11 protein-coding genes are annotated in these 16075 nt (G+C 61.3%); 7 read left to right on the plus strand and 4 right to left on the minus strand.

Annotation, left to right across the window (positions count from 1 at the left end; genetic code table 11):
- Positions 1-90: 90 nt before the first annotated feature.
- Positions 91-855, minus strand: a complete 765-nt coding sequence (locus ACSQ36_RS09095) for an IclR family transcriptional regulator (protein WP_213763934.1) — start codon at positions 853-855, stop codon at positions 91-93.
- Between the two features lie 202 nt (positions 856-1057).
- Here ACSQ36_RS09095 and sauS point away from each other — a divergent pair, with 202 nt between their 5' ends.
- The 3 genes from sauS (at position 1058) to ACSQ36_RS09110 (ending at position 5641) form a co-directional block, all read left to right on the plus strand.
- Entirely contained in the window at positions 1058-2482 is a 1425-nt protein-coding gene (sauS, locus tag ACSQ36_RS09100) for an acylating sulfoacetaldehyde dehydrogenase (RefSeq protein WP_436181670.1), read from the plus strand.
- Positions 2479-4107: an AMP-binding protein gene (locus tag ACSQ36_RS09105; RefSeq protein ID WP_436181671.1), complete on the plus strand. Its 1629-nt coding sequence runs from the start codon at positions 2479-2481 to the stop codon at positions 4105-4107. Before sauS ends, ACSQ36_RS09105 begins: the two co-directional genes overlap by 4 nt.
- Positions 4108-4249: 142 nt before the next feature.
- Entirely contained in the window at positions 4250-5641 is a 1392-nt protein-coding gene (locus ACSQ36_RS09110; RefSeq protein ID WP_436181672.1) for an MFS transporter, read from the plus strand.
- Positions 5642-5657: 16 nt separating this feature from the next.
- Here ACSQ36_RS09110 and ACSQ36_RS09115 read toward each other — a convergent pair whose 3' ends face one another.
- Positions 5658-6569, minus strand: coding sequence for an NAD(P)-dependent oxidoreductase (locus tag ACSQ36_RS09115; protein WP_436181673.1), 912 nt, complete (start codon positions 6567-6569; stop codon positions 5658-5660).
- Between the two features lie 387 nt (positions 6570-6956).
- On the opposite strand from ACSQ36_RS09115, the gene ACSQ36_RS09120 reads away from it, so the two are divergent.
- Positions 6957-8117 (plus strand): 2-aminoethylphosphonate--pyruvate transaminase, encoded by a 1161-nt coding sequence (locus ACSQ36_RS09120; RefSeq protein WP_436181674.1) that lies wholly within the window; start codon positions 6957-6959, stop codon positions 8115-8117.
- 47 nt (positions 8118-8164) lie between these two features.
- Here the strand turns inward: ACSQ36_RS09120 and ACSQ36_RS09125 are convergent, their stop codons facing one another.
- Both ACSQ36_RS09125 and ACSQ36_RS09130 read right to left on the minus strand, forming a co-directional pair.
- Entirely contained in the window at positions 8165-9913 is a 1749-nt protein-coding gene (locus tag ACSQ36_RS09125; RefSeq protein ID WP_436181675.1) for a cobaltochelatase CobT-related protein, read from the minus strand.
- The gene (locus tag ACSQ36_RS09130; protein WP_436181676.1) at positions 9913-10920 is read right to left on the minus strand and encodes an AAA family ATPase; all 1008 of its coding nucleotides are present in this window, start codon (positions 10918-10920) and stop codon (positions 9913-9915) included. The genes ACSQ36_RS09125 and ACSQ36_RS09130 overlap by 1 nt, the downstream gene beginning before the upstream one ends.
- Positions 10921-11135: 215 nt before the next feature.
- Here ACSQ36_RS09130 and xsc point away from each other — a divergent pair, with 215 nt between their 5' ends.
- From xsc to ACSQ36_RS09145, 3 genes are all read left to right on the plus strand, one after another.
- The gene (xsc, locus tag ACSQ36_RS09135; RefSeq protein WP_436181677.1) at positions 11136-12968 is read left to right on the plus strand and encodes a sulfoacetaldehyde acetyltransferase; all 1833 of its coding nucleotides are present in this window, start codon (positions 11136-11138) and stop codon (positions 12966-12968) included.
- A gap of 112 nt (positions 12969-13080) precedes the next feature.
- Entirely contained in the window at positions 13081-14130 is a 1050-nt protein-coding gene (gene pta / locus ACSQ36_RS09140; RefSeq protein ID WP_436181678.1) for a phosphate acetyltransferase, read from the plus strand.
- Positions 14131-14441: 311 nt separating this feature from the next.
- Entirely contained in the window at positions 14442-16058 is a 1617-nt protein-coding gene (locus ACSQ36_RS09145) for a methyl-accepting chemotaxis protein (protein WP_436181679.1), read from the plus strand.
- Positions 16059-16075 lie beyond the last annotated feature (17 nt).

Consider the following 16075-nt stretch of genomic DNA (forward strand, 5'->3'; position numbering starts at 1 on the left):
CGCCCACTACCCCCAGAACCGCCCACCCCGAGTGCGAACGAACCCCATCCTCGGTAACCCGCACCTCGCCTTTGACGCAATAATTTGCAATCAATCGTGAAACGTCTTAGCCGTTTCCGCAGCAGCAAGACGCAGGTCAGGCACAAACGCGAGCAGATCGTCGAGCGCGACGCGACCGATTGGCGCCTGCACCGCGATGGCCGCGCACGCCCGATTGCGATCGAGCATCACCGGCACCGCGATAGCGATCAGTCCCTGCAAGTGCTCCTGGTTGTTGATCGCGAGCAGGCGCCGGCGCGTCGTGCTCAGTTCGTGGCGCAAAGCGTCACGGTCGACAATGGTCCGTTCCGAATACGCGCGCAACGGCAGTGTCTCGATCATCCGCTCGCGCCGTTCGCGTGGCATGAAGCTCAGCAGCAACTTGCCGCTTGCCGAACAATGCAGGGGCACGTGCGAACCCGGTTGCAAATGCATGCGCAACGGCCACTCCGTCTCCACGCGATCGACATAGACCACGTCGTTACCCGACAACATTGTCAGGTTGCACGTCTCCCCGATCTTTTCCACCAGTTGCTCGAGCAGCGCATGGCGTGCCGCTGCAGGACCGGCATGCATCAGCACGTTGACCGCGAGCGAGCGCACCCGTGGCGAACATTCATACAACCGGTCGCCAGCGCCGCGCGTGATGAGGTACGCATCCGTCAACTGCACCAGGATGCGATGCACGGTCTGCTTGGGCAGCGCGAGTGCGTCGACGAGATCGGTCATCGAAAGAGGGCGCCCCGCCTGCGCCAATGTTTCGAGTACCCGAAATGCGCGCACGGCGGCTGCGTTGGATTGGTTTGATGTCGACATTCCGTCTCCTGAACGTCGTAAATTTTTATGGGGGACTTGCATCAACTTTATCGCTTTTCGGGACTGCGAAACGTCCCGAAAACTGTATTTTTCGCTGCTATGGGAGGGGTAGCGAGCGTTAGATCGGAAAACGGGACTTCGCTGTGCGCGTGGCTGAGTAGATTGCAAATCACCGTGATTATTTTAGCCGGAGCGACGCGTAATGAATGGACACATCAGCGCAGTGGAAGTGGAGACGACCGCCGTCGTAGCGGAACAGATTGCGCGGGCACGCGCGGCGCAGAAGGAATTTGAACACGCGGGGCAGGACGTTCTGGATACAGCCGCCGCCGCCGCGGCGTGGGCCATCATGGAGTCGGGTCGCAACCGGCGCCTGGCAGAGCTTGCCGTACGCGACACAGGCCTGGGAAACGCCGACGACAAGTTTCGCAAGAACTATCGGAAGACGCTCGGTCTGCTGCGCGATTTGCACGATGCCAAAACCTGCGGAGTGATCAGCCGGAATTCAGCTACCGGAATCGTCGAGATAGCGCGAGCGGTGGGTGTGATTGCCGCGATTACGCCTTCAACCAACCCCGCCGCCACGCCCGCTAACAAGATTATCAACGCGCTGAAATGCGGCAACGCGGTAATCGTTGCACCATCGCCGAAGGGGTATTCATCGTGCGCGTTGCTGATTGAATTCATCCACGCGCAATTCGCCAAGGCGGGCTTGTCCCGCGATCTCGTTCAAGTGCTATCGCCGCCGATTACCAAGGCGGCCACGGCAGCACTATTACCGCTGTGCGATCTCGTGGTCGCAACGGGGTCGCAGGCCAATGTCCGCATGGCGTACACGAGCGGCACGCCCGCGTTCGGCGTAGGTGCGGGCAACGTGGCATCGATTATCGCTGCTTCGGCGGATCTGAATGACGCGGCGCGGAAAATTCGGCTCTCCAAGACCTTCGATAACGCCACCAGTTGTTCATCCGAAAACAGTGTCGTGATTGTGGACGCGGTGTATCGGGCTGCACTTAACGCACTCGCTGAAAACGGCGGAGCGTTACTCGACGCGGCGCAAAAGGAACGCCTGCAAGCGGCAATGTGGACGGGGGGGAAACTCTCCGCGCACTGCACGGCGAAGTCCGCAGTTGAGATCGCCCGGTTAGCCGGTCTCGATGACATCGCGGCCAAGGCGCCCGCTTTCCTGATGGTCGAGGAAGATGGGTTCGGCGAGGAGCATCCGTTCTCGGGTGAAAAGCTTTCACCCGTGCTGACCGTCTATCGCGCGAGGGATTTCGCAGACGCCACCTCGATCGTGCAGCGCATCTACGCGTACATGGGTGCGGGCCACTCGGTCGGGCTGCATTCCGCTGATCCCGCGGAAGCCGTGCAACTCGGCATGAACTTGCCGGTCGCCCGCGTCATCTTCAATCAGGCGCATTGCCTCGCAACCGGGGGCAATTTCGACAACGGTCTGCCTTTTTCGCTGTCGATGGGTTGCGGCACCTGGGGCCGCAACAACTTCTCCGGGAACCTCGGCTTTCGTCACTACCTGAACATCACGCGGGTCGCTTATCCCATCGAAGAACGCGTTCCGGAGGTGGACGACTTACTGGGTGATTTCTTCAAGAGGTACGGTCGATGAACACGCCTGCCACCGTGCGCGCGTTGATCGACGAACGTGCCGCGCAGTTCCCCGACAAACCCTTCCTGCTCGCGCCAGCCGATGACGCTCATGCGGATGTCAGTCCGATCCCAAGCCACGCCGGCGTGCTGACGTTCGGCGAATTGCGTGACGCTTGCCAGACGCTTGATGCCCGCTTTCACGACGCGGGTCTGAAGCCGGGCGATGTTGTCTCGGTGTTCATGGGCAACGGCATCCAGACGGCCACGCTGCTCCTTGCCGCGATGTATAGCGGGCTCATAGCCAATCCCTTGAACCTGCTGTGCCAGCCGTCGCAGGTGCGTTATATCGTCGAGCATTCGGATACACGAGCCATATTTGTCTCGGGGGAATCGCGGGTTGCGATTGCGTCGGCCATTGCAGCGTTGCGCGAAGAAGGTTTCAATCGCGAGATCCTGGTCGTCACCACCGAGCCTGACGCGCTTCAGGCACCCGTGTTCGCGCCTCCGGAACTGGCGCTCGCCGATGCCGCAACGCAGCCTTCAGCACGGCCTGTTACATCGCAGTTGGCTACTGTCAGCGAAAATTCGCCGCGCGCGGAAGACGTCGCGCTTCTGATGTACACCTCGGGCACGACCGGTTTGCCTAAAGGCGTGCTCCTCACGCATCGCAACCTGCTGGCGAACGCGCGCACGATCACAACCGAGCACCGGCTCACCGCTGACGATCGCGTGCTCGCGTCGCTACCGCTTTTTCACATCAATGGCTTGGTGGTGACGCTTCTGGCGCCGTTGCATCACGGCGGCTCCGTCGTCGTCGCGCCGCGTTTCTCGGCCCGAACGTTTTGGCGCGATGTCACGCGTCACGGCTGCACCTGGATCAACGTCGTACCGACGATAGTCGCTTATCTGCTCAACCAGCAGGACGATCACGCCTTCGACCTGTCCGCGCTCAAGTTTTGCCGCAGCGCGTCGGCGGCGCTGCCGGCCGAGCATCACCGGGCGTTCGAGGCACGCTTTGGAATCGGCGTGATCGAAACGATGGGTATGACGGAGACCGCGGCTCCAGTATTTAGTAATCCATATGAGATTGGAAAGAGACGAATTGGCAGCATTGGCTTGCCGTGCGGTGCGAGCGCCCGCGTGATCGACGCACAAGGCCGCGATTGTGCCAACGACGAATGCGGCGAGATCGTGTTGCACGGCGAACAGGTGATGAGCGGCTACTACAAGCGCCCGGAAGAGACGCGAGCGGCGTTCACTGAGGACGGCTGGCTACGCACGGGTGACCTTGGTTACCGCGATGCGGAAGGTTACTTCTATATCAACGGCCGCTCGAAGGAACTGATCATTAAAGGCGGCGAGAACATTGCGCCGCGCGAGATTGATGAGGCGTTGCTGAAGCACCCGGGCGTGCTCGATGCTGCTGCGGTCGGCCTGCCGGATGCAGCGTATGGACAGGAGATTGTCGCATTCATCGTTCCGCGCACGCTCGACGGCCCACTCGCCCTCGATCTCGCCGATCTCAGGAATCACTGCCTGCGCGAACTCGGCCGCTTCAAGACGCCGAAGGAATTCCGCCTGATCGATGAACTGCCGCGCGGGCCGTCGGGCAAGGTACAGCGGTTGAAGCTGCTGCCAAGCTGATCCGCCAAGGCGCGAACCATATCTACTCACGCAAGGAAGCCTCCGACGCAAAAGCCGCAATACGAAATAAGCGAAACGAAATAAGCATCGAAACACCGACCACGAACGTCAAAGACGTCACACGGAAGAGACAGGAGACAGCATGGAACAGCAAGCGACGCAACCGCGGCGTGTCAAGACGCGTCACATCATTCTCGCGGTCATGTGCCTGATGTATTTCATCTCATACATCGATCGCGTGAACATTGCCGTGGCCGGCCCCATCATCCGGCATGAGATGGGATTGACGTCGGGGCAGCTCGGCCTTGTGTTCTCCGCGTTCGCGTATCCGTATGCCGTCATGCAGATTGTGGGTGGCTGGCTTGCCGACAAGTACGGACCCAAGCGCGTGCTCACCGTGCTTTCGCTCATCTGGGGTGTTGCGACGCTTGCAACCGGCTTTGCCGGCAGCGTGGCGATGCTCGTCGGCTTGCGCTTCATGCTCGGCGTGGGCGAGGGTGGTGCATTTCCGACGGCTACCCGTGCCTTTACCTACTGGATGCCTGTCGCCGAGCGCGGTTTCGCGCAAGGAATCACTCATAGCTTCGCCCGGCTCGGCGGGGCCGTGACGCCGCCGCTCGTGCTCGCTGTGGTAGCAACAGGCGGATGGCGCGATGCATTCATTCTGCTCGGTGTCGCCAGTCTTGCGTGGACCGTGCTTTATCTGTGCGTGTTCACGAACTCTCCCGAACAGCACCGTCGCATCACGCCGCAAGAAACAGCGGAGATCGGCTATCACGTGGGCGACTGCGACCGTGCCAAACATTGCGCGACGCCGTGGCGAAAGCTGATGCACCGCATGTGGCTCGTGACCTTCGTCGATTTTTGCTACGGCTGGCTGCTATGGGTCTACTTGACGTGGTTGCCGTCTTATCTCAAGGAGTCGCGGGGATTCGATCTCAAGCAACTCGCGCTTTTCACCGCCTTGCCGCTGCTGGCGGGCGTGATAGGCGATACGCTCGGCGGGATGCTGTCCGACAAGATCTTCAAGATGACTGGCCGGCTGCGCTTCGCACGCTGTTCCGTGCTGGTGGTGGGATTGGGCGGTTCGCTCGCATTCCTGGTGCCAATGGTTAGTATAGCGAATCCGGTGACGGCCGTGCTGTTCCTGTCGGCGTCGTTCTTCTTCCTGGAGATCACCAATCCTGTGCTCTGGACATTGCCACTCGATATCGCGGGCAAATACGCGGGCACCGCCGGCGGCATGATGAACACCGGCTTCGGTGTGGCGGGGATGGTGTCGCCGGTCGTGTTCGGTTACCTGATCGAAACGACGGGCAGCTATAACGTCTCGTTCACTATCTCGGCATGCCTGCTTGCAGTGGGCATGGTGGCGGCATTGTTCATCAACCCGTTGAAGACGGTCGATGCCGACGAGGAACGCGACCGTACCGAGGCCGGTTCGCTTGGCGGCCTCCCCGCGTTCCTGCAAGCAGCGCCCGGCTTGCGGCTGGAGCGGCATCACCTGCGCCGGCCGTTGCGCTGGCGCAAGTGAAGTGCAGAGCCTGAAACTAGCTCTTGAGTTTGCGCAGGCGCCAGATCAGGCTGGATGTATCGAAGCGATTGCCGCCGAGCGCCTGTATGTCGCCGTAGAACTGGTCGACGAGTGCGGTCATGGGCAGGGAGGCGCCGTTGCGCTTCGCTTCGTCGAGACAGAAGCCCAGGTCCTTGCGCATCCAGTCGACGGCAAAGCCGTAGTCGAACTTGCCGTCGATCATGGTCTTGCCGCGATTGTCCATCTGCCAGCTTGCTGCCGCGCCTTTGCCGATTACATCGAGTACGAGCGGCATGTCGAGGCCGGACAACTGGCCGAAATTAACAGCCTCCGACAAACCCTGAACCACTCCGGCGATGCAGATCTGGTTGACCATCTTCGCGAGTTGCCCTGCGCCGGCCGGGCCGATTAACGTAACGGCCGTCGCGTAGTGATCGAGGGTGGTGTGGACGCGTTCAAAGACATCCTCGGCTCCGCCGCACATGATGGTCAGCTTGCCTGTTTGCGCGCCAGCCTGACCGCCGGACACGGGGGCGTCAATGAAGGCCAGCCCGCGTGCGTCCGCGATCTCCGCCAGCTCACGCGCCACATTGGCGGATGCGGTTGTGTGATCGACGAATGTGGTTCCTTGAGCCATGCCGGCGAAAGCGCCGTCGTCGCCCAGCGTGATGCTGCGCAGGTCATCGTCGTTGCCTACGCACGCCAGCACGAGGTCTGCTTTCGACGCGGCTTCGCGCGGTGTCCGTGCCGCCTGTCCGGCGTGTTCGGTCACCCATTGTTCGGCCTTGGCGTGGGTTCGGTTGTACACCGTGACGTCGAGGCCGGCTTTGGCAAGGTGGCCGGCCATCGGATAACCCATGACGCCCAGGCCAAGAAACGCGACACGGCGCACGGGGCCGCTGGAAGAGGGGTTTGCAGGTTCGGTCACGTGTGGATCCTTTCAGGGTCGAGAGAGAAAACTCGATTATCCCAGCGATGCGGGGCGCCCGCTGCGCACCCGCCGGGCCGAACGCGAGTTGATTTGTCGATCTATATGAGCCCGTGTCCGGGGCGACGCCGACAGGCTGGCGCATTTCCCCGTGTCATCAACCATTTACAATAAACGGTATGATTTGTATCTATTAATGATGTGCTTCCAGGTCACGGCAGCGGCTGAGGCCTTGAAATGGACGATGGGCGGTTAAAATGTCGCCATGCGTCGAGGACGCTTGGCAGACGTGAACGCCTCGCAGCCAGCGACATTACACGCTCCACACGCTCATCTATTCTTCGTGCAGCCTTTAAACGCCACACATCGATACTGGACATCCTTCCTATGAATCAATCCGCGGTCCTCAAACCAGCCGCTTCCGAAACGGGCGATCCCTTTCTCCTGACGCCCGGGCCGTTGACTACTTCGCGTACCGTCAAGGCATCGATGGCGCACGACTGGGGCTCGCGCGATGCGAGTTTTGTTGCGATCAACAAAGCCGTGCTCGCACGACTCGCCGAGATCGTTCACGGCGAGGGCGACTATGTAACGGTGCCCATGCAAGGTTCCGGCACCTTTGCAGTCGAAGCCATGCTGACCAGTTTCGTGCCACCGGCTGGAAAGGTCCTCATGCTCATCAACGGCGCTTATGGGCAGCGCGCGAAACGAATTCTCGATATCGCCCGGCGCAAGACCGTCACCCATGAGACGGCCGAAGATGCGCCGCCGGACCTGAAAAAGATCGAGACCATACTGAAGCGCACGCCCTCGATCACGCATATCTTCGTGGTCCATTGCGAGACGACCTCGGGCATCCTTAACCCGATTGCCGAGATCGGCACGCTCGCGGCCAAGTACAAAAAGGGCTATCTCATCGACTCAATGAGCGCCTTCGGCGCACTGCCGATCGACGCGCCCGCGATCCACGCGGACGCGGTGGCGGCTTCGTCGAACAAGTGCATCGAGGGCGTGCCGGGACTTGGCTTCGTCGTATGCCGGCGCGACGCGCTGGCCGCGACCAAAGGCAACGCCACCACGCTGGTTCTAGACCTGTACGACCAGTGGGCGAATTTCGAAAAGACCGGGCAGTACCGGTTCACGCCACCTACGCATGTGATCGTGGCGTTTCATCAGGCGCTTCAGGAATTTGATTCGGAGGGGGGCGTTGGCGGGCGAGGCGGGCGGTATCGGAACAACTGCCGTGTTCTGGTCGACGGCATGAAGGCGCTCGGCTTTGAGCTTCTGCTGAAGGCGGATTTGCAGGCACCGATCATCGTGACCTTCCGGATGCCCGCGCATCCGCGCTTTGTCTTCGAGCGTTTCTACGATGGCCTGAAATCACGCGGTTATGTGATCTATCCCGGCAAGCTGACGATCGCGGAATCGTTTCGTATCGGCTGCATCGGCCGGCTTTACGAAAAGGAGATGTACGGTTTGATCGCCGCCGTGCGCGACGTGCTGGATGAAATGGGTGTGAATAGCCTGACCGCCACGGCTGTTGCGTAGAGGTGCGCTTCGCCGGGCGACATGCCCGGCGTGGGCGCATCTGGCTTCTATCGTCCGTTACCTGACACCACCGCATGCTTGCGCCCGCCGATCCATCGCACCAGTTCGCCGAACATCGCCATGGTGGGCTGCATGGACAAGTCCATCGCGAGGCAATGCCGGTAGTACGGGCTGAGATCCAGCCCAATGCCTAATCCCAGTACCTCCACATCTCGCGCGGCCTCGTGGCGCGCGATGACTTCGCGCAGATGATTGTCGAGATAACGCGCGTTGTTCGCGAGGACCGTGGCGCCTTCCATCGGGCTGCCGTCTGAAATCACGATCACGATCCGCCTTCGCTCGTTTCGTGCAAGCAGTCGCGTGCATGCCCAGTCGATCGCCTCGCCATCCACGCCTTCGCGAAACAGATCGGCCTTGAAGAGCGCGGCTATATTCGCGCGGGCTCGTCGCCAATTGGTCGACGCATCCTTGAACACCATGTGCGAGAGTTCACAGAGCCGGCCGGGATGAGGCTGCCGCCCACGAGCCATCCAGTCGAGCCGGGCGCGGCCGCCGTTCCAGGCGCCCGTGGTGAAACCCAGTACCTCGGTAGTCACACCCGCCTGATCAAGGGCGCGCACGAGCGTGTCCACCATGACGGCCACTGCTTCAATATGAGCGCGCATCGAGCCCGAGCAGTCGATCAGGAAACTGATTGCACAATCGGCCAGCGGCGTTTCCCGTTCCAGCCGAAATAGGCGTCGCTCAGCAGGAGAGCTAACGAGTTGCGCGAGGCGCCGGCCATCGATGCGGCCATGCTCCTCTCCGAACGACCAGCCGTCGCGTTGCGGGATGGCGAGCGCAATCCGCAGCGCGTGGGCCAGCCGGGGAATGTTGATGCCTTGCGTCGCAATTCGCTCGTCGAGGCGCTCGCGATACTCCGCCAGCAGCGCCTTGCGCACAAGCGAGCCCGGATGAATCTCCTGGTCATAGCGCTGGGTGAAAATGCGGTAGCTGTCGCTGGACGCCCTCGGCACGCGGCCTACGCCAGTGACGACGGCTGCCATCGACTCGTCTTCATCCGCGTTCTCGTTGTCATCGAAATCGAACCATAGCGATAACGCCGTGCGGGTGGCTTCGTCGTCCGTCTTATCTGCTGATTCATCCAGCGTGTGCTGCTCGCGCGCGTCCCGGATCATTCCGCTCACAAGATGGGCCATCTCAAGCGCGTGGACCGCGAACGCACTTTGCTCCGCGCGATGCCGCCGCAGCCCGGCTAGCGAAACGCTCAGCGCTGGCGCAATCCCCGCGCGCGTATGTTCGATCAGGCCCTCGGTTTCTTCGAGCACCGGCCAGCCCGAGAGGCGCGACCAGGAAATCTGCGCGACGGTATAAAGCAGGTTGCCGATATGGCTTTCCGCTTGTCCAGAGCGATAAAAACTTCGCGACCAGGCTTCGAACTGCTGCCGAAGGTTATTCACAAGACCGGGCATGCCGGGCGGTGTCAGGCTTTCGCAGCGCAGTTGCTCAAGCAGTTCGAACACGAGGCGCGCGACCGGGTCGGCGGGGCATAACCGGTTATGCAGGGTCGCATCGGAGCGCATCAGACGCAGGGCGGCGCCATCGGCCGCACCGCGCAGGCAGTCCAGCCTGTTCGCCATCCTATCGCGGCGCAGATGCGGCGCATTGAGCGGCAGCGGGCGCAGGTCGCGGCACAAGCGGCCGTTGCGGTAGTCGAGCGCCGCGTCGCCTGTGAGGGCACGTACTGCCGATGCGCACAGATTCTCGTGCTGCTCGCGGCGCCTGTCCGTTTCCATCAGCGAGACTCCGTTGCGAGGCTCTTTCGCTCGGACGTGTCGTCCAGCTCCTTGCCAAAGCAACGCTGGAAATACTCGGCGACGATCGGCCGCTCAGCCTCGTCGCACTTGTTGAGGAACGTCAGACGAAAGGCACGCGCCGGATCGTGGAAGATCTGGCAATTTTCCGCCCAGTCAATCACCGTACGCGGCGACATAAGCGTCGATACATCGCCGGTCGTGAAGCCTTTGCGCGTAAGTTCAGCCACGCTCACCATCGATTCAATCAGTGCACGGCCGGCGTCGTCGGCAAGCTCCGGCACGCGCGCGAGCACGATCCCCGTTTCTTCCGCGCGCGGCAGGTAATTGAGCGTGGCGACCACGTTCCAGCGGTCCATCTGCGCGTGGTTCAACATCTGGGTGCCGTGATACAGGCCGTTAATGTTGCCCAGACCCACCGTATTGCTGGTGGCGAACAGACGGAAGTATGGGTGCGGACGGATCACGCGGTTCTGGTCAAGCAGGGTGAACCTGCCATCACGTTCCAGGATGCGCTGGATCACGAACATCACGTCCGGGCGGCCGGCGTCGTATTCGTCGAAGATCAACGCGACCGGCCGCTGCAGCGCCCACGGCACGATGCCTTCCTGGAACTCCGTCACCTGCATGTCGTCGCGCACGACGATCGCATCTTTTCCCACCAGATCGAGGCGGCTGATATGACCGTCCAGATTGATGCGCACGCACGGCCAGTTGAGCCGGGCCGCCACCTGTTCGATATGCGTCGATTTGCCCGTGCCATGCAGCCCCTGCACCATGACCCGGCGGTTACGGGCGAAGCCCGCGAGGATCGCGGTCGTCACTTCCGGGTTGAAGCGATAAACCGCATCGATTTCCGGAACGTGGTCGTCGGGTTCGCTGAAGGCGGGCACCATCAGGTCGGAATCGATGCCGAACACATCCCGTACCGCGACCATCTTGTCCGGCTTGTTCACTGCGCTTATTCCGCTGGTCGCACCATCAATCACTTCCGTCTCCTCTCTTGTTTCACCGCTGCGACGCGTTCATCCACGCAGTCGGCTTACCTGGCGCTCATCATAGCTTTCTTCTTTTTTAGATACAAATTATACCGTTTATTGTAAATGTGGATTGACGACGGGTTCATCTTATTTTATCTTCCCTCATGAACTACACATTTCGGAACAATACGTTCCGTTTTATAGATAAACCCGGAGACACCACCATGAGCGAGCAAGACCCCGTAGCCAGCAGCGCTTCCACTACTGTCGCGCGCACCGGCCCCCAGGCCATGACCCCGTCTGAAGCGTTCGTTGAAACGCTCGCCGCCAACGGCGTCACCGAGATGTTCGGCATCATGGGCTCGGCCTTCATGGACGCGATGGACATCTTCGCGCCAGCCGGTATTCGTCTGATTCCCGTGGTTCACGAACAGGGTGCGGGCCACATGGCCGATGGCTATTCACGTGTCTCCGGGCGCCATGGCGTAGTGATCGGCCAGAACGGACCGGGTATCAGCAACTGCGTCACCGCTATTGCTGCGGCTTACTGGGCGCATAGCCCGGTGGTGATCGTGACACCTGAGGCCGGCACCATGGGTATCGGGCTGGGCGGCTTCCAGGAAGCGCGTCAGTTGCCGATGTTCCAGGAGTTCACCAAGTATCAGGGTCACGTTACACACCCAGCGCGCATGGCCGAATTTACCGGCCGGTGTTTTGATCGTGCCAAGGCAGAGATGGGGCCGACCCAGCTTAATATCCCGCGCGATTACTTCTACGGCCAGATCAAGGCCGAGATCCCGAAACCGCAGAATCTGGATCGCGGCCCGGGCGGCGAACAGAGCCTTAACGAAGCTGCGGAATTAATCGCGCAGGCGAAGTTCCCCGTGATCATCTCGGGCGGTGGCGTGGTGATGGGCGATGCCATCGAGCAGTGCCAGGCGCTGGCCGAGCGGCTCGGGGCGCCGGTGGTCAACAGCTACCTGCATAACGATTCGTTTCCGGCGAAGCATCCGCTGTGGTGCGGCCCGCTGGGTTATCAGGGCTCCAAGGCTGCCATGAAGCTGCTGGCGCAAGCCGATGTGGTGATCGCGCTCGGCTCGCGTCTTGGACCCTTCGGCACGTTGCCGCAGCACGGCATGGACTACTGGCCCAAGGACGCGAAGATCATCCAGATCGATGCCGATCACAAGATGCTTGGGCTCGTGAAGACGATCTCGGTGGGCATCTGCGGCGATGCGAAAGCGGCCGCCATTGCACTGAGCCAGCGGCTCGATGGGCGCACGCTGGTAAGCGATGCCACGCGTGAAGAACGCGCGCGCCAGATCGCGGCCGAGAAAGCAGCATGGGAGAAGGAACTCGACGAGTGGACCCATGAGCGCGATGCCTACAGCCTGGACATGATCGAGGAGCAGAAGCACGAGCGGCCCTTGGGCGGTGGGCAGTATCTGCATCCGCGTCAGGTGCTGCGCGAACTGGAAAAGGCGATGCCTGAGGACGTGATGGTGTCCACGGATATAGGCAACATCAACTCGGTGGCCAACAGTTACCTGCGCTTTAACAAGCCGCGCAGCTTCTTTGCCGCGATGAGCTGGGGCAATTGCGGGTACGCGTTCCCGACCATCATCGGGGCGAAGGTGGCAGCGCCGCACCGGCCTGCGGTGTCGTATGCGGGCGACGGCGCCTGGGGCATGAGCCTGATGGAAACCATGACCTGCGTGCGTCACAACATTCCGGTGACGGCGGTGGTGTTTCATAACCGGCAGTGGGGCGCGGAGAAGAAGAATCAGGTCGACTTCTATAACCGGCGCTTCGTGGCGGGAGAGCTGGATAACCAGAGTTTTGCGGAGATTGCCAAGGCGATGGGCGCTGAAGGGATCGTGGTGAATCGGCTTGAGGATGTCGGCCCTGCGCTCAAGCGTGCGATCGACTTGCAGATGAATCACGGCAAGACCACCATCATCGAGATCATGTGTACGCGGGAACTCGGCGATCCGTTCCGTCGTGATGCGCTCGCCAAGCCCGTGCGATTGCTCGATAAGTACAAAGACTACGTGTGAGGCTTCCAGCTTCCGGGGGCTAAGGCTCTCGTGGAACCTGACATGCTGGAGACGGATGGCTGCCGTTTCCAGCATCAGCCTGCCGTCTTTGGCAACCGTGACCGAGTAATCCATGAAGCCGATTAACCGCATCATCGAGCGCGCCCGGATTCATCCTATGCGCATCGTACTGAGCGAGGCGGAGGACCCGCGGATTCTTCAGGCGGCGCAACGCGTGACCGTGGAACGCATTGCCCGCGTGATTCTGGTGGGGGATGTCCCGCACATTCTTCAAGTGGCGGCCAGTGAGGGTATCGATCTGGCCGGAATAGAACTGGTGGACCCATCCACTTCACCGCTCGGTCCATCCTTGTACCGATGCCTCTTCGAATTGCGATCCGGCAAGGGCATGACGCCGGACGAGGCAAAACGGGAAGTGCTTAAACCTCTCTGCTTTGCCAACCTGATGGTCCGGCTCGGTTATGCCGATGGTTCGGTGTCCGGTGCAGTACACACCACTGCCGACGTGGTCCGAACCGCTATCCAGATCATCGGCATTAACCCATCGTTCAAGCTGGTTTCCAGCTTCTTTCTGATGATGTTGTGCGAACCTTTCCACACGCTCAAGGGTGGGATTATCTTCTCCGATTGCGGGTTGGTAGTGGACCCCAATGCGGATGAGCTGGCGCAGATCGCCATGGCGGCAGCAGATAGCGCGCAGAACCTTTTGATGGATGAACCGCGCGTGGCCATGCTGTCATTTTCGACGAGCGGAAGCGCCCGGCATGCGGCAGTCGACAAGGTGGTGGAGGCAACGCGCCTGGTCAGGCAGCAGCGCCCAAAGCTTGCTATCGATGGCGATGTGCAGCTCGACGCGGCGCTCGTCGCCGAGATCGCCGAACGCAAGATAGATCACTCGAACGTGCACGGCCGGGCCAACGTGCTGGTCTTTCCGAGTCTGGAGGCCGGCAATATCAGCTACAAGCTGGCAGAAAGGGTAGGCGGGGCAAAGGCGATCGGCCCGCTATTGCAGGGCCTTCGAAAGCCTGCCAACGATCTGTCACGCGGCTGCAGTGCAGATGACATTTATTACGTCATTGCCGTAACCGTGGTACAGGCGCAAGCGCCATTGGACACCACACCAACCCTCGCAGACTCCGGCATCGACAGTCACCCGTCGTGATGATGCATAGCAATTTTCGATGCCTCTCAAATGACGCAGACGACAACGCTTGAGACGTGTCGCGAAGTCGCTTATTGATGGCAAGTGCTGGATTACGGCATTGGAAAATTTGAAGCACGTTATTGTCTGATTATTAGTAGAGCGCGCGCCAAAGCGATGGTGAAAAATCGTGTTCTATCGGATTCGGTAACCGGGGTCGTTGCACCGTCATTGCCCAGCGGCTGTGCCCCTTCAGTTTTGTGCGAATGGACCGATAAGCAGTAGTCCAACCGCGCGCTCCGGTCGCGGCTTGCCGAATCCGGGAACCATCGATGAAGCTCAGCCTCAAAATCCCTCTTGCCTTCACCGTCGCGCTGCTGCTGATGTTCGCGGGCGCGCTGTATGGCATCTTCGCCCTCAACCAGTCGATCAACGCCTACGGAACCACGGTGCAGGACAACGTGGCGAACGAACGGATGGTGTCCGCCACGCTCGTCGCGTTCAAGCTGCAAGTCCAGGAGTGGAAGGACACATTGTTGCGCGGCAAGGACCCGGCACAGCTCGACAAATACTGGTCCGCTTTCCAGACCCGTGAAAAGACCGTCGGCGCGCTCGCAGCGGATCTCAGGACGAAGCTGCCGGAAGGTGAAAGCCGCACGCTGATCGAGCGCTTTGCGATCGCGCACGCTTCGATGGGCGAGGGTTATCGAAAGGGCTTCGAGGCGTTCAAGTCCGCTGGCTTCGAACCCTCCGCCGGTGATAACGCCGTGGCCGGCGTGGACCGCGAACCGTCGGCGCTGCTTGAACAGGCCGCCCAAAAAATCGCGGCTGACAGTGCGCAAGTTTCAGCGAAGGCCGCTATCGATGCGCGCCATGCGACCGAAATCAGCGTCGCGCTCATGCTGGCGGTGCTCGCACTCGCGATGATCGGCGGCGTCATGTTCAGCCGGACGGTCTCGCGACCGCTTGGCCACGCGCTGCGTTGCGCACAGGCTGTTGCGACCGGCAATCTGTCGATGGACTTTGACTCCAGCGGCCAGGACGAGATCGCGCAATTGCTCGCGGCACTGAAGGACATGCAGTCGAGTTTGTCGCAAGTGGTCGCGAAGGTTCGTGAGAACGCCGAGGGCGTGGCGACGGCCAGCGCCGAGATCGCATCGGGCAACCTGAACCTCTCGTCGCGCACGGAAGAGCAGGCGGCATCGCTTGAAGAAACGGCGGCCAGCATGGAAGAACTCACCGGCACGGTCCGCCAGAACGCGGAGAACGCGCGACAGGCATCCACGCTTGCGGACGCGGCCTCGCACACCGCTTCGCGCGGGGGCGTGATGATGGGTCAGGTCGTGGAAACCATGCACGGAATCGCCGATAGTTCGAGCAAGGTCGCGGAGATCATCGCCGTGATCGACGCCATCGCGTTTCAGACCAACATCCTTGCGCTCAACGCAGCCGTGGAAGCGGCGCGCGCAGGCGAGGAAGGGCGCGGTTTCGCCGTGGTCGCCGCCGAGGTGCGCACGCTCGCGCAGCGCAGCGCAACGGCTGCGAAGGAAATCAAGGCATTGATCGTCCAGTCGACCGACCGCGTCAATGCGGGCTCGGCACTCGTTGGCGACGCGGGGCGGATCATCGCGGAGATCGTGGGATCGGTGCAGCGTGTGACGGATATCGTCGGCGAAATTTCGTCGGCGTCACAGGAGCAGAGCACGGGGATCGAACAGGTCAATACGGCCGTCACGCAGATGGACGAGGTCACGCAGCAGAATGCCGCGCTCGTCGAGGAAGCCTCCGCGGCAGCGCATGCGCTTGCCGAGCAGGCCAACTCGTTGCGTGACGCGGTGGCGGTGTTCACGTTGCGCGGCGATGCGTCCGCTTCGGAGCGGCCACGCCGGCCCGGCGCGCCGCTCAAGGTGAGGAGTGCGGTTTCGCGACGCGAGCCGGAGCTTGTATAAGAGCTGTTGTGACTAAG

The organism is Caballeronia sp. LjRoot34, assembly GCF_964253815.1.
Lineage (GTDB): Bacteria > Pseudomonadota > Gammaproteobacteria > Burkholderiales > Burkholderiaceae > Caballeronia.